Raw genomic sequence first — 15104 nt, 5'->3', positions numbered from 1 at the left:
AGTATGAGATTTTATTATTTCCTGAGAAAGGAAAAAACAGGTGAGGGAAAACGACTCGTTTTTCTCCACCTGTTTTTTTGCTAAGAACTCATTAGATAACCCCTATCATTCAGAAGTCCCTTCATCCACATCACTATCACTTACCTCATCTGTTGCTGATAAAAATGCTTGCAACGCTTGCTTATTTTTCTCAAAATCAATCGTAAGTACTTCCCCTACTCGATTTAAGCGTTCCTCTTTAAATGAGTTTTCGACGGGAATCCGCATTGTCTCCATGCCTTGTGCTTGTCCAGTCAGTAAGCCCTTACCGATTGTGAGGATTGTTCGATTATCCACATTCGTATCAATATAGGGATTGACGACACCCAATATTTTAGGCAAGTTCAACAAACTGTGCACACTGATTGCTTCATCCTTCACTTTAGACAATACTTCTTGTTGACGTTCGACTCGCCCATAATCACTTTTTATATCATGACGAAAACGAACATAGCCCAACAGCTGCTCTCCATGTAAAGTCTGCTTTCCTGGCTGTAATGTCATCCCAATTCCATGGGACATTGTATAAGGAATGTCAACCTCAATCCCGTCTGGAGCCACAACGTCGATTATTTTAGGGAATCCAGTGAAATCAACCATTGCGTAATAGTGAACATCTACGTCAAAATTATGCTTAATCGTCTTCCGTACAAGCTCTGGACCACCTAAAGCAAAAGCCGTATTGATTTTCTGATAGCCGTATTCTGGGATTTCCACATAGGTATCTCTCATCACCGAAACAAGTTTCACTTCATTTGTCGTTTGATTATAATGAGCAATCATTAAAGAATCTGAACGTGCATCTTCGTCATTCCCCCGCGCATCACTTCCTAAAAGCAAAACATTAATTTCACCAAATTGTGGATCCTCCGCCTCAAATGGCTCGAATTCTGTATTAGCTTCCTTATCAATTCCTTCACCTGCAAGAGACTGCCCACTATTGAATTGATACACCCAATAAATGGTACCAAGGACTAGAATTATTGTGAGGCTTAAGAAAAAAATTCTCAGCCCTTTATGTTTAGATTTTTTTCTTTTTCTTTCACTTCTTTTCATACCTACATCCACCTATCATCTTACTGTCTATTATTTTTTTCTAACGCAGTCGTAGTTAATTGTACAGCAATCGCATCATCTAAATAGCCAACTGCAAATAGATAATCCGGAATGACATCTACTGGAATGATAAAATACAATAACGCACTGCCAATTATGGCTAGTTCACTAGCTGTACCTTTATGTAGACGAAATGTCTCGAAAAGATTCTTCAACTGATTAATAAGAGGTCCAATACTCCCCACACTGTCAATCTTCCCCTCAAACTCCTCGAGAATACTACTCTCCCCTTCAATTGTTTGCGAATAAAGTTCATAATTTGCCAAGTGCTGTTCAACCACCTGCACAGATGCATCTGTATTCACTAACTCTTGAATCATATTCGCATATGTATGGCTAGTTGCATCTGACTGCTTCTGTTCTACGGGATAACCAGCAGCCTCAAAAAGATCCATCAAAGGAACCTCAAGACAGTCGGCAAACCGCTCCAAATGTTGGAGGTTTGCCTTCCGTTTACCGTTAATAATCCGCGAGATCGTTGCTGTATCAATTTCGGTGAGCTCACTAAACCTACGCATAGATAATGAGCGCTCTTTTAATAATACCCTTAACCGTAAACCAAAGGTAGCGTTAGTTGTATTTTTAGTCACTATCGGCACCCCTTTCATATGAACTACACGGAAAATGATATGCTATGGAGCATTTTATAATCAAATTGACATTTTGTCAACATTCATAACTGATGAAATGCTGTAAAAGCTATGATTAGGATAATCACTCCACTTAATACAGTTCCAAATTGCCCCACTGTAAATGAGCCTATCCGAACAGTTGCCAATCGGTTTCCCAACTTTACACCCATCCATATACTGATGAAGCTGCCGATTGCAGCTGTTAGTGCAATCGCAAACGGTGACAGACCTAGTAGACCTGCGCCTAATCCATTTATCAATGCATTCGCAGATAAAGCAATGCCTAGAAATACAGCTTCAATCCAACCAATATCTCCAGATTTATCGACATCTGCTGCTTCGGGGTTTTTAAAAATATCCGTCATACTGTTATTCTCTTGTCTGGACTCTTGATAATTCGGTTTCGCCAAAAGAATAACTCGAAGCCCAATAATTATTAATAATAATGCCCCGAATAGTACTGGAATGATACCAGGGAGAATTGTTGAGAGCCAGACGCCAAAAGTAATCCCACCCATACTCATCAGAAAACAAACGATTGTCATGACGAGATTGGCACCTAGCCGTATATGAATTTTACGAATGCCATACGAAATACCCACACCTAAATTATCAATACTCGATGAAACAGCAAATGCTAATATGAGGAACCAGGCCATTTTGCAACACCTCTTATTTTTCCACATTATATTGATGGCTTTGATAGAAGGTGTGGGTTCAGCTGAATTTATTGACAAAAAGTCAACGCTAACTGACCTTAGTTGCAGATTTTCGGGAAACTATACGACCATTCATTTTTTATGTAATGAAATAAAAGCCTAACGGCACAATGTAAGTTATACTATACGAAGAGGAAAATACAATCCCTCTCTAACCGAAGGAGTTGACTTGAATTGTTAAAAAAACAGATGGAACAATATATCACTGACAATGCGCGTGCTAACAAAATTGAATTGTTCGACTTTGAAAAAGACTATGTGGAGAAGCATCAATTGCTTCCTAAAGGTGTAACTGTCGCAGAGAAAACATTTTACTCAAACGTGCTTGAACGCTGCGATAAAGAGACAGAGGAATTAGTCGCTACAGAGGCTCGCGGCTTTTTGACTGAAACTGTTTCCTATTTAAAGAAACACCACAACCAATTTGTCTACGCAGAATCGAATATTTTTGAAGTCATTCGCATCGATGCTGTTGCATTGGAATTCGATGAGGTTTTTGAAACGTATACCGCATTATTCGGCTTGAAGCTGCAAAAGAAATTCGGGGCTGATATTAAAACTTACCTCGATAACCACTTACAGGGAGACGGCGTAAAATACAGCGTGATGTTTTCGGGTGAAGATGGGTTATGGGATGTCAATTTCGCATTAGACTATATGGAAGGTTTTAATGAAGCACAGTCATTTGAAGACATTTATATGACGATTTATCGCTTCGTCTTCAACATGCTTGAGACTATCGAGATTGCGCAGTGAGGGATGGGAATTGATTGAAAGACAAAGAATTTATTTACACCTATATACGCCATAGGGATGAGCATGATTTATGTCGCATGGAAATGCGAGCGTTTTTCGGCATCGATACCCCTTCCAATGTCTTGAAAAGCCCTGTAGAGATTGATCCGAGTCGGAGTCCATTTATGAACGAACGACTGGAAATTCTCTATGAGGGAGATCTTTTTGAACAGATTACGACACAAGCTGAACAAATCGATTTGGGCAACTCTACATTTAAAGTGATTTGCTTGAATACAACAGAACTGGGTGCCACTGATAAGATTGGGCACGCTGAGCGGCGGAAGCTTGAACGCCAAATTGGCTTGGGCATAAATGGTGAGCCTGACTTAGACTCACCTGAAACAGTATTTGGCGTTGTCACGTTAGATGACAAATGGTATTTCGGCAAACTGACGATTAGCGGAAATGTCTGGTTTCATCACCAGCAAAAACCACATATGTATTCCACAGCATTGAGTACGCGCGTTGCGAGAGCAGTTGCCAATATTGCAGTGCCACATCCTGAAGGCGTTCGAGCCATCGATCCTTGTTGCGGTATAGGAACGGTATTGGTGGAAGCATTATCAATGGGCATTAATATCGTCGGCCGGGATATTAACCGACGTGTCGTGTTAGGTTCGCGAAAAAACATTGCCCATTTCGGACTGACAGGTGATGTAGCTGTCGGGCCAATTGCCGAGGTGACGGACAACTACGACGTAACAATTATTGATATGCCGTATAATTTATTTACCCATATTACAGCTGATGAACAGCTTGAAATTATTAAAGAAGCACGCCGTTTTACGAAGAAAGTCGTCATTGTTACGATTGATACGATTGACCATATGATTGAAGAAGTAGGTTTTCACATCGTCGATCGTTGTGTTGCGCGAAAAGGTACGTTTTCTAGGCAAGTCTTAATTTGTCAATAAAAAATCACCTTCTGCACAGGTTGTTCTTATGCGGAAGGTGATTTTTTATTTATTGTTAGATAAGAAAATTCTGTTTAATTCGGGATAGCCTGAAACTTTATTACTATATGCTTCGTATACAGAGTAGGAGGTGGCATGATGTTTCAAAAATCACTCAAAAATTATATGGCCCTATTTATTGTTATGAGCTGCTTATGGATTGCAGGTTGTTCGCAAACCGAGCAGCAGGATGAGAATATAGACTTTGTGAAAACTGTACTGGAGCATGAGTTTAATGTCCCGAATGAAGAGATTAAAGCTATTTTAGATAACAATGAAGACTTTGATGATTTTTATCGTTATACAGCTGATACTTTCAAACCTTATTTTACAGATAGGGGCTATGAAAAATTCACGAACACTGGATTTGCGCTGATGTACCATGTGGCAGCACATGATTATGATTTTCAGTTAACGACTACTCAGATTGATGTGAAGCAAAATGAGATTACACCAACGAATTATAATTTTATAGTTTATGCGGATTATGTGAAAAAAGATGGTAGCAGTATGAAAGTTGAATTTCCAGGCACAGCTATCTTCAGAGAGGATGGCATTGAGGACTTTACTTATAGAGGTGGTAATAAGGATTTAATAAGAAGTATATTACATGGCGAACAACAAGAGCCGACTGGCAAGGATACATCTATTGCTGTAGTCGAAAGTAACCACTTTATCATTACGCAACAGCAGTATATAGACTATAAAGAAAACTTGATGTTTATACATCAAACGAATGAGATTCCATTTAATTTGACAAACAATGAAATCATTAATCAAATGATTGAAAGAGAAGTGTTACTACAATATGCTACTGATCAGTATATCGTTGTGACAAAAGACAAAGTCAAAGCATATGCGTTACAAACTAAAGAGGCTGTCGAACAAAGCGAGATGCCTGACATGCAGAAGATCTATCTTGAATTGGCTGAAAAATTAAACGTCAGTCCAGAGAGTTATTTTACGCATCCAACGGTTCTCAAGGAGTATGAGTGGCAATTTATGATTGATAAAATAGTCAACCAGCTTACAGCAGAAGGAACACTGACTGATACCTACACAATAAGTAGTTTTGTTGAGGAGTTAAAGAAAGAGGATCGATACGCTGTTTCTATCAACCAAAATGCACTTGAAGACACTAATTAAAAAAGAAGACTTACGAAAAGTAGTGAGTCTTCTTTTTATGATTTTATAAAGTACTCTCCGATTGAATAACTCTATTTCTTCCTTCCATTTTAGCTCGATATAAGGCCACATCCACTCTGTTGAATAAGTCCTCTATTGATTCATTAAAATCATCGTAAACGCCAACCCCTGATGAAATCGTCAAATACTCATTCGTTGGACATAAAGCCGAAGAAACATTCATTCGTAACCTTTCCGCAATAGTCGTTGCTTCTTGAAGGTCTGTTTTAGCGAGTAAAATAATGAATTCTTCCCCGCCCAATCTGACACAGACATCATCGTCCCGAACGACTTCGTTCATTTTCCCAGCAAGAAACTTCAGTACATCGTCTCCGACTTGATGGCCATACGTATCATTGACACTTTTAAAATGATCGATATCAATCATGATCATCGAAAACTGCTGCTTCGCTATAGTCCAACTTTCAATGACTTTTTCCCCGTACCTACGATTTCTCAGTCCGGTAAGTGGATCTGTGTAGGAGCGTTCCTTGAAATTTTTGACTGTCTGTTCCTGTTTCTTTGCGTACTCTTGAATGGTTTCAGTCAACTGCTTTGCCTCGTAATACCATGTTGGAATATCGACCTCTTCACTTAATCCTCCTTTTTCTTTTAGCCCTACTGAGTACATTGCTAATTTGCGCAATGGAGATGATAATTTCTCAGTCAAAATAAGGGTCAAAAAGAATAAAAATAGGACAAACGGCAAGGCATAAAGTAACATTTTGTTGACCATCCCCGCCAAGGGTGCAGCGCTTACCTCGTATGGTGTTTGGGAAACAACTCCCCATTTGCTCGACTTAATGAATGTGTAGCCGGCTAGAAATTCCAGACCTTCAGAATTCGTCACTTTTTGTGCGCCATTTTCATGTCTCAATACTTTTTGTGCAACTTCATTTTCAGCGACTGATGTACCAATCCTTTCAGGGTCTGGATGATAAACCAACATCCCCTTATTATCCACTACCCAAACATAAGATCCGTCCTCGTAGAAATGCTCATCAAGAATATTTTGGATAATATTGTCTTCCTGCAAATAAATTGTTCCAGCCAAGAAACCAAGGTATTCATTTTTTTCATTCCATAATGGGGTGGAGATTAAAATGAGTAGCCTTCCAGTTGCAGCTTCATAGGGTTCAGAGATGAGGGGTTTTCGTTCATAGAGTGCTTCTTGCGGTCCAGGGGTATCTAGTATTTGTCCGACTATCCCTATCTCTGGTGAGGTAGCAAGTACCAAACCATCCCTCCCTACAACAGAGAGTGAATTAAAGTTTTTACTGCTCGTTAGTAAGTCACCCAGTTTGTCTGATAATTTGTCTGCATCATTTATGTTAGCAACAATATCGGATGCTTTCACTTGCAAATTACTCTGCATCCCATTAAATACTTCTTCCGTGAGCCGTGCTAATTTCATTGAATAGACTCTATTGATTTCTAAATTATTATTCACAACATTTTCCTTTGTTACAAAATAACCTGAAAGTAATGCGATACTAAGTATGCCTATCATCGCAAATGATATAAGAAGCATAATCCAGAATCGTAATGTTTTAATCATATCTATTACCTCATTTAAAATATGTTTTCACTATTTCCTATGATTCCCCAATTCATTACTGATTAATAGGGATTTTCGCCTATTTACAGAGTACCATTTTTTCTGTACTTTTGTAATGTTAAAAGCATCCAATATACGGATATCTGAGTACCCGCATATTAAACGCAAAAAAGTACTCAGTTTTCAGGCTGAGTACTTTCTTGATTATTTCGAAACATATGTTGTAAAGTCAGCTAGCAAACGTGCACCATAACCTGTTGCCGATTTGGCATAATAGCCTGAAGCACTGCTTTTTTCCATCGGACCGGCCATGTCAACATGTAACCATTTACTATCTTTCGGTACAAAGCGACGAAGGAATAATGCAGCTGTAATAGAGCCTGCTTCTGATAACGAACTGATGTTGTTCATGTCCGCGTAATCGCTATCTAGTGATTTGTCGTAAGCCTCAAATAGGGGCATTGGCCAGATGAAGTCTCCATTGGTATCACCAATTTTTTTCATGTCAGCAGAAAGTTGTTCATCCCCGAAGACGCCCGCCAATTCTAGACCAAGCGCGTTACAGATTGCCCCCGTTAGTGTAGCGATATTGACGATGTACTCCGCTTTCCACTCGCCTGCACGAATAAGTGCATCTGCTAAAATGAGACGGCCCTCTGCATCTGTGTTACCAATTTGAACAGTCAAGCCGTTTTTATACGTAATGACCTCACCTGGTAGGACGGAAGTGCGATCGATGTTGTTTTCCACCATCGGAATAAGTGCAACAACATTCACCAATGCTTTTGATTTTGCTAGTAGTGTCATTGCTCCAACAACCGCAGCAGCACCGCCCATATCCATGCGCATATCACTCAAATCCTTACCACTCTTTAAGCTAATACCACCCGTATCAAATGTCACACCTTTTCCAACAAGCGCGACAAGCGGCTTCGATGCATCGCCTTTGTAGACAAGCTCAACAAAAGCGGGCTTATACATACTGCCACGTCCAACTGTTAAAACACCGTTCATTTCCATTTGCTCAAGCTTATCTTTGTCCAGCACTTTCACTTCAACGCCAGTACCCTCAAAGTTTTTCTTTAGTACTTCTGGGAATGTTTCTGGATTTAAAACATTGGACAATTCATTCATCAAGTCACGTGACAAAGCAGTTGCTTCCGCACGAATTTGCCCAGCTACCACAAATACTTGCGCTTCATTTCCTGTTACTTGAAGCACAGTTTGGAATGCTGTGACATCCGATTTATATGTAACAAACTGATAGGCACCAAGTTGCCATCCTTCTACAAACGCTGTGATAACAGCACCTTTATCTAAATTAGCAAACGCAGCCGTTAAAATTCCCTCTTCGATAACTGCCTTGTCAACCTTTTGTGCACTAACATCGCGGGCAATATTCCCTGCTGTTGCACGAACTTTCTCAAGTGTTGCATCTGAGCATTCCTTCACAACAATATAATGTATTTCTCCGATTAACACAGAACTATGACCTGCTGTTTGGTTAGAAACAAATTGTTTCACAGCCCCGCTATTTGTAACAATTGAATCGTTTGCAAAGATGATTTTCACTTCAGTAGACATATGATTTCCCCCTAGATATTTTTATTTCGACTTCAGAAATAGTTTACCATAAAGAACACCAGTAGAGTGAATTATCTCTTACTCGAAAGTAAGAGGCAGAACGTTGCTACAGGTCCTAAAACTAATGACAGAAGAAACCAATTGAACCCACTTCTGTTTTTCCCTTGCGCTAGGCCTGCGTTAATGAGTGCCAGTGTTCCCCAGCCGACGAAATAACTGCTATCCATTTAGATCACTCCTTGATTTACGATAAACACATGGTGTAAATCGCTTCCATTCTTCTTGTAATTCATCCCACGTAACGATTTTCCATGGATTGAAAAAAGTTTGTCCATTTTTATTAAAAAACAACTGATTGCCGATGCAATAGCTGGCATGCTGGGTGACCCCTTCTTCATTCTCCCATACCACGACATCGCCTTTTTGAAATTCTTTGTCCGTTAGTGAATAACCTGCATTTTTCACTCCTTCAGTAAACGTATTTTGAAATATCCATTCATTAATAATCCACTCTTGCCGTTCTGGATTCGTACTGACTGCATAAAGCACTGCCGCTAGACAGTTAGCGCCCGCTGTTGTCGAAAACGTATTGGCATACTTTCTTAAATGTGCTGGTATGTTTGCCGGAATTTCCGTAGATGTCCAATCGTCATATTGTTGTGCATACGCTTTAATTGCTTCTTCTTGATAAGAAATCGGTAATTTCATCCACATATTCTTCTGGATAATGATGACCTGCTCATCATCCGCATTAATGATATATTCTTTTGGGAGTTTAGCCGTTTCAGAAAAATAGGTTAGCGGAAAAATTAAACCTCTCCCTGCTTCGTATTGCATGCGAAACAAAAGCTCTCTATCTGGAAGTTCAAGAGTCATTATCCAATCTGGCTGCGCAACAATAACAAATTGAAAATCCTTTGAAATATTCCAAGTCGTATAACTGTTTACCCACTGAATCTGATTATAAGAAGAGTAGCGTAATTCATCCCTCGGCATTACTAATGCACCCTGTAAATAACTTTTAAATAAAGTCAAATCCTGTTCTTTTAAAAAAAACAAATCTTTTTCGGGTACATGTTTCTCAATCCAAACGTCAATCTGTTCTTGTAATGGTTGTATTTGAACGTTCATTTCCTCACACTTCCTTATCTATTTTTTCTAATGACTTCCCACTCACGTCGTTCGGTAAAATGCTGTGCTAACCCATTCGCTTTTTCCGTTATACTTGTAGGATAGCCAAGCATTTCAAGAAGTCTAATCGCATTTTTCGTTGTGGAAGGACCCGAATGGACTGTATAATCAAATCGAATTTCACCATCTTCAATTGATTCCCTAAAATGATAATTGGTATAGCTATGCCTTGCTATCTCAGTCAACTCAATATCATGTGACGCAATCACATTGATTCCTTTATTCATAGAAAGCCACTCCATCATCGCAGCTGATGCCGCAATCCGTTCGATGGTGTTCGTCCCTTTTAAGATTTCATCAATAAAAGAAATGCACGGCTTTCCTTCTTCAATCAATCGCGTAATCCGTTGGAGCGATTTGATTTCGGCAATAAAATAGCTATCCCCATCCAATACATTGTCCTGTATCGCCATAGACGTCGCGATAAAGCTTGGTTTCATCGTCCATTTTTCCGCCAAAACAGTATGAATTGTCTGTGCCGAAATCGCATTAATAGCGATAGCTTTAATATACGTTGATTTGCCAGAGGCGTTGGAGCCCGTGATCAGTGTGCTTTTACCAAGAGTAGAAGTGTTTGTAACTGGTTTATCAATCAGCGGATGGGCCATTTTTTCGAATGTAATTTCTTCTTGATCGCTAAAAATCGGTGTGCAATAGGTATCCAATGATTTACGGTAAAACGCAACAGCAATCGCCGCATCGAGTTCACCAATACGCTCCCATATTTCACGGTATTTCTCTTTATGATTCGCTACTGTTTTGATGATTTTATTATAGGAAATAAAATCCAACAAAAACAGGATACGTATGTATTCAAATAAAAAATCAAATTCTCCGCCGCCATCTTTTCCAAATGCAACGATTTTTGTCAACGCTAATATTTTCTTAAGAGGTCGTACTTTTTCTTTAAATTCGTTTGTATATGTTGAGATTTCAGAATGATTGACAGATGCTAAGCTTTTTGCTGCTTGAATAATTACAGCTACATACGACACCGATAACAAATCATTTGCTAGCATCGATTTATTGCGATAGTAAATGATGGTATTGACTAGAAACGATCCGAATAAAATCACAAGCCCGTACTTCACACTATAAAATAATAGGAATATCGATAGGATTGGCAGTATAGCAAGTAGGATATAAATAGATGCATGTTTAATTTTTTCGCTTTGTTCTTCAAAGAAAAATGAAGATGAATTTGTATAATTGCGTTTCCCTAGACCTGACAGTATGAGAAGAAGCTCTTCCCTTAATTCTTGATTGGTTGCCAGTAAGGTATAAAGTTCCTCATTGTTTTGCACCTGTGCAAGAGACGGGTTGATATCCCGCAACTGATTGAATAAGTACTCTGACCCTACAGTGGATTGCGTGTAGTTGAGCTTTTGGAAAACTTCATCCATTGCTAAATCATCCCACGTCAACTGATCGACGCCATCATAGTTCGATTGGCTATTTTTCTTGTTTGCCCAGTAAGATGAAACCGATTGGATAGGCTCATCGAGTGTCTGAAAATTACCCGTTTCCCACTCTTTCCGTAACCTTTTGAGTTTTTTGTTATTTTTCATTAATAAATGATAAGAAATTAATACAATCGCTATGAATATAACCGAAAGTATGATTATCCCCACTTTTACCACGCCTTCTTTGAAATGCTTTACTTAGTTCTACGTTGTGGCGGCTTGAAAGTTTCACGTTTATCTACCAGTACCATAAATGCATAACGTCTGTCACTTATTCAATCACGGCATTTACTTTGAATACCAAGCACCCTAGTCCCTATTCTCGGAACAATTCATATACTAAAAAACCGATAGTTAAGGGAGGCTAATATTCGTTATGCCGCTTAAAATGGACAAAAGAACGACCGATAAATATGGACAATTGCCAATCTATTTCATTCCAAACAAAGGACAATTGACAGATAATCGCATTCATTATTATGCACAAAGCGCGGGTTGCGGGGGGTTCTTTACGAAAGAAGGAGCCAGTTTTGTTTTTAGAGAGAAGGTTTCCACATCCAAAGAAGACAAAGAAGGCCAGGGGTTTCGCCTCGACTTCCGTTTACTCCATGCGAATCAAGGTGTAAAACCAGTAATCAGAGGAGAAATACCTGGGACAGTTAACTACTTCAAAGGCAAGAATCCTGAAAAAGGGCATACAAATATTTCTATGTTTCAGGAAGTCGTTTATCCGAAGATATGGCCTGGGGTTGACCTCGTTTTTCGAGGTGAACAAGGACAAATTAAGTATGAGTTTGTTCTACAACCAGGGGCGAAGGTGGAAGATATTCGCTTCACCTATGAGGGTGCAGAGGAGCTTTCACTGGATGAGGACGGCAATCTGTTAATCGCTACACCGTTCGGGATGGTGATGGATACGCTACCTGTCAGTTATCAAATGAAGGACGGGAGGTATCACAACGTGGAAAGTGCTTTTCGGCTGACAGTGAATGATAAAGGCGAAGCTGGCGTTACTTTTTCCGTGGGGAAAGGCTATGATAGCCGTTATCCTTTGATTATTGATCCTGGGTTGGTTTATTCCACATACTTAGGTGGTAATGATAGCAATCAGGGAAACAGCATCGCTGTGGACAACGCTGGGAATGCCTATATCGTCGGGACCACCTTCTCTGCTAATTTCCCAACCACCACAGGTGCTTTTCAAACGTCCAACAATGGGTTTGGAGATGTATTTGTTACCAAGTTCGATCCATCAGGCACAGCATTGGTCTATTCCACGTACTTAGGGGGTACAACGAGTTTTGATCAGGGGTGGGATGTCGCCGTAGATAACGCAGGGAATGCCTATGTTACCGGAGTCACCTTTTCAACCGACTTCCCAACTACGCCGGGGGCTTTTCAGTCGATGCCCCAAGGCTTTATTGATGCATTTGTTACTAAGTTAAACTCCACTGGCACAGCGTTGGTCTATTCCACGTACTTGGGGGGGAACGGGTTTTGATCAGGGATCAGGCATCGCTGTTGACAACGCAGGGAATGCCTATATTACTGGGTACACAGCTTTTTCTAATTTCCCAGTTACCCCGGGTGCTTTTCAGATGACATCCAACGGTAATGGAGATGCATTTGTTACTAAGTTGAATCCTACTGGCACGGCATTAGTCTATTCCACTTACTTGGGAGGAACGGAATTAGATCAAGGGTTAGGCATCGCGGTGGACAATGCTGGGAACGCCTATGTCACTGGAGACACCCTTTCTGCTAATTTTCCAACTACGCCGGGGGCTTTTCAAACCACATTTAATGCGTTTACAGATGCATTTGTGACTAAGTTAAACCCCATGGGCACGCAATTGGTCTATTCCACGTACCTGGGAGGATCGGATTACGATTCGACAACAGGCATCATCGTGGACAATGTCGGGAATGCCTATGTCACCGGGTACACCTCTTCAACTGACTTCCCAACCACCCCCGGTGCTTTTGATACTACCTATAAGGGGGATGGAGATGCATTTGTGACCAAATTGAATCCTACGGGTTCCAAGCTAGTCTATTCCACATACTTAGGAGGAACGGACTTAGATCAAGGATTGGGCATCGCCGTGGATAACGCCGGGAACGTCTATGTCACGGGGGCCACGCAATCCGCAGATTTCCCTACTACAACATGTGCTTTTGACACTACGTTCAATGGGGTTATAGATGCATTTGTAACAAAACTAAATCCCGCGGGCACAGCACTCTTATATTCCACTTACCTTGGAGGATCGGATTTCAATCAAGGATATGCCATCGCTGTGGACAACGCCCACAACGCCTATGTCACTGGGCTCACCATGTCCACTGATTTCCCTACTAGCCCAAATGCTTTCGATACGACGTTCAATGGAGTTCAAGATGCCTTTGTGACCAAGTTCAATATTCCGCCAGCGCAGCCCTTTTACCTTGGGGTCAGCTTGACCAAAGACGTTCAAGTACAGTCCGACGCAACGCTATCCGTTCAGGGCCATTTCTGTGAACCGCGAATTCCCCACCAAACAACTGACTTATCGCTGCAAAAGGAAAACGATATAGGATGTATTCGTGCAAAACGAGTCCATGATTGGGTAGTTTTTGGCACCGAGCATCAACAAAAGGGATTCATTCCAGTAGGTTTAACGTCGCAAATCCTGGACTGTCAGAATGTAAATAGCACTATAACCGTCCTTTGTGAAGCCATCCCAGGATCCAGCAGCTTTTCGATATTAGATGACACAAAGCTAACACATGAAATACCTGAAGCGCATCTGGTTATGATTCGATTCACTGTCCTTGTACGCCTGCAATACTTCTGTAATGGTACTCCCCTTTGTGATTTTGAAGTGCCTGTGACGACCGTAGATAGGGTTATTCTTTGTTATCCGGAAGGCACATCGATTGTTGCGAAGGTTTCAGCTGTTGAATGCTTAGTAGTGGGGGAAAATTGTTAAGGTAAGTCTGTTTTTCGGGATAGCAGTCTTATTGCCAATCATCATTACTCCCCTTTGGAGATCTAGTCAGATCTCTTTTTTATATTTACACTTGCCTTAATAGCAGGTATGTTACACTTTTCTTAATCAAACCTTTTGGAGGTGGCTACTTTGAAAAAAACATGGCATCATCAAGATATTATCGAAAAATTTGAAGCGAATCGCAATGAGGAACTCGCTGGGCCAATGGCAGCGTATATGAAAGGTCACTTCCCTTTCCTCGGCATCAAAAGCCCACTGCGTAAGCAATTATTGAAAGAGCATTTTACGGAATATACCTCGCCTGAACCTGAGCAACTTTTTGAAGAAGTATGGAAGTTGTATAACTTACCGGAGCGCGAATATCAGTATGCGGCAATTGCGTTGATAGAGAAGATGAAAAAGCATTTAACACTTGGGGATTTCCCTGTGTTACTTGAATTCATTGAAACGAAATCCTGGTGGGATAGTGTCGATTCCATTGCTCCTCATTTTGTGGGTCAACTTGTGAAAATGGATCGCGAATACGGTGAAAAAATCATGCTGGAATGGTCGCAGTCAGACAATATGTGGACAGATCGATCGGCAATTCTTCACCAATTAAAATTCAAACAGCAAACAGATACGGAACTATTATTTATGATTATTAAACAACATGCCGATTCAAAGGAATTTTTCATCCAGAAAGCAATTGGCTGGGCATTGCGTGAGTATGCCAAGACCAATTCGGATATTGTGACGAATTTTGTGGAGGGAAATTCGTTAAAACCGCTAAGTAAGCGGGAGGCTTTGAAGCATTTTGTATAATCCCCCCCAATAGCTAGATTCCGTGAATGGATTAACCATATAAAGTGCCAGTCCTGATATTCGGGCCTG

The 15104-nt window shown here is 40.4% G+C and carries 14 protein-coding genes and 1 pseudogene; 7 read left to right on the top strand and 8 right to left on the bottom strand.

Features of this window, described 5'->3' with window-relative positions; translation table 11 throughout:
* Window positions 1-105: 105 nt before the first annotated feature.
* From N1I80_RS06155 to ytaF, 3 genes are all read right to left on the bottom strand, one after another.
* On the bottom strand, window positions 106-1095 hold the full coding sequence (locus N1I80_RS06155; protein ID WP_340737020.1) for an LCP family protein: 990 nt from the start codon (window positions 1093-1095) through the stop codon (window positions 106-108).
* A gap of 20 nt (window positions 1096-1115) precedes the next feature.
* Window positions 1116-1763 carry a DUF1232 domain-containing protein gene (locus N1I80_RS06150; RefSeq protein ID WP_445683637.1) on the bottom strand — a complete coding sequence of 216 codons (648 nt, stop codon included), beginning with the start codon at window positions 1761-1763 and terminating at the stop codon, window positions 1116-1118.
* 65 nt (window positions 1764-1828) lie between these two features.
* Window positions 1829-2446, bottom strand: a complete 618-nt coding sequence (ytaF, locus tag N1I80_RS06145; RefSeq protein ID WP_340737018.1) for a sporulation membrane protein YtaF — start codon at window positions 2444-2446, stop codon at window positions 1829-1831.
* Window positions 2447-2680: 234 nt separating this feature from the next.
* On the opposite strand from ytaF, the gene N1I80_RS06140 reads away from it, so the two are divergent.
* From N1I80_RS06140 to N1I80_RS06130, 3 genes are all read left to right on the top strand, one after another.
* Window positions 2681-3262 (top strand): branched-chain amino acid aminotransferase, encoded by a 582-nt coding sequence (locus N1I80_RS06140; RefSeq protein ID WP_340737017.1) that lies wholly within the window; start codon window positions 2681-2683, stop codon window positions 3260-3262.
* Between the two features lie 14 nt (window positions 3263-3276).
* Window positions 3277-4218, top strand: coding sequence for a TRM11 family SAM-dependent methyltransferase (locus N1I80_RS06135; RefSeq protein ID WP_340737016.1), 942 nt, complete (start codon window positions 3277-3279; stop codon window positions 4216-4218).
* Between the two features lie 138 nt (window positions 4219-4356).
* Window positions 4357-5403 (top strand): hypothetical protein, encoded by a 1047-nt coding sequence (locus N1I80_RS06130; RefSeq protein WP_340737015.1) that lies wholly within the window; start codon window positions 4357-4359, stop codon window positions 5401-5403.
* Between the two features lie 43 nt (window positions 5404-5446).
* Here N1I80_RS06130 and N1I80_RS06125 read toward each other — a convergent pair whose 3' ends face one another.
* The 5 genes from N1I80_RS06125 to N1I80_RS06105 all read right to left on the bottom strand — a co-directional run bounded on the left by N1I80_RS06125 (window position 5447) and on the right by N1I80_RS06105 (window position 11406).
* Window positions 5447-7000: a sensor domain-containing diguanylate cyclase gene (locus N1I80_RS06125; protein ID WP_340737014.1), complete on the bottom strand. Its 1554-nt coding sequence runs from the start codon at window positions 6998-7000 to the stop codon at window positions 5447-5449.
* A gap of 204 nt (window positions 7001-7204) precedes the next feature.
* The gene (locus tag N1I80_RS06120) at window positions 7205-8584 is read right to left on the bottom strand and encodes a leucyl aminopeptidase family protein (RefSeq protein WP_340737013.1); all 1380 of its coding nucleotides are present in this window, start codon (window positions 8582-8584) and stop codon (window positions 7205-7207) included.
* Between the two features lie 71 nt (window positions 8585-8655).
* Window positions 8656-8811 carry a hypothetical protein gene (locus N1I80_RS06115; RefSeq protein WP_340737012.1) on the bottom strand — a complete coding sequence of 52 codons (156 nt, stop codon included), beginning with the start codon at window positions 8809-8811 and terminating at the stop codon, window positions 8656-8658.
* Window positions 8804-9715, bottom strand: coding sequence for a hypothetical protein (locus N1I80_RS06110; protein ID WP_340737011.1), 912 nt, complete (start codon window positions 9713-9715; stop codon window positions 8804-8806). The genes N1I80_RS06115 and N1I80_RS06110 overlap by 8 nt, the downstream gene beginning before the upstream one ends.
* A 14-nt stretch (window positions 9716-9729) precedes the next feature.
* On the bottom strand, window positions 9730-11406 hold the full coding sequence (locus N1I80_RS06105; protein WP_340737010.1) for a MutS-related protein: 1677 nt from the start codon (window positions 11404-11406) through the stop codon (window positions 9730-9732).
* A 208-nt stretch (window positions 11407-11614) separates the two neighbouring features.
* Between N1I80_RS06105 and N1I80_RS06100 the strand changes: the two genes are divergently transcribed.
* The 4 genes and pseudogenes from N1I80_RS06100 to N1I80_RS06090 all read left to right on the top strand — a co-directional run bounded on the left by N1I80_RS06100 (window position 11615) and on the right by N1I80_RS06090 (window position 15035).
* Entirely contained in the window at window positions 11615-12739 is a 1125-nt protein-coding gene (locus N1I80_RS06100; RefSeq protein ID WP_340737009.1) for a DUF7948 domain-containing protein, read from the top strand.
* A pseudogene (locus N1I80_RS23345) lies at window positions 12690-12803 on the top strand (SBBP repeat-containing protein); the annotation flags it as partial. The gene N1I80_RS06100 and the pseudogene N1I80_RS23345, both read left to right, overlap by 50 nt.
* Window positions 12804-12836: 33 nt before the next feature.
* Window positions 12837-14210: an SBBP repeat-containing protein gene (locus N1I80_RS06095; RefSeq protein WP_340737008.1), complete on the top strand. Its 1374-nt coding sequence runs from the start codon at window positions 12837-12839 to the stop codon at window positions 14208-14210.
* Window positions 14211-14360: 150 nt separating this feature from the next.
* Window positions 14361-15035: a DNA alkylation repair protein gene (locus tag N1I80_RS06090; RefSeq protein WP_340737007.1), complete on the top strand. Its 675-nt coding sequence runs from the start codon at window positions 14361-14363 to the stop codon at window positions 15033-15035.
* The last annotated feature ends 69 nt before the right edge of the window (window positions 15036-15104 follow it).

Origin of the sequence: Sporosarcina sp. FSL K6-3457, assembly GCF_038007285.1 — a bacterium.
In the GTDB taxonomy this organism is placed as follows: Bacteria; Bacillota; Bacilli; order Bacillales_A; family Planococcaceae; genus Sporosarcina.
The sequence above is the reverse complement of the archived record's forward strand: the minus strand, read 5'-3'. Positions and strand labels throughout refer to the sequence as shown.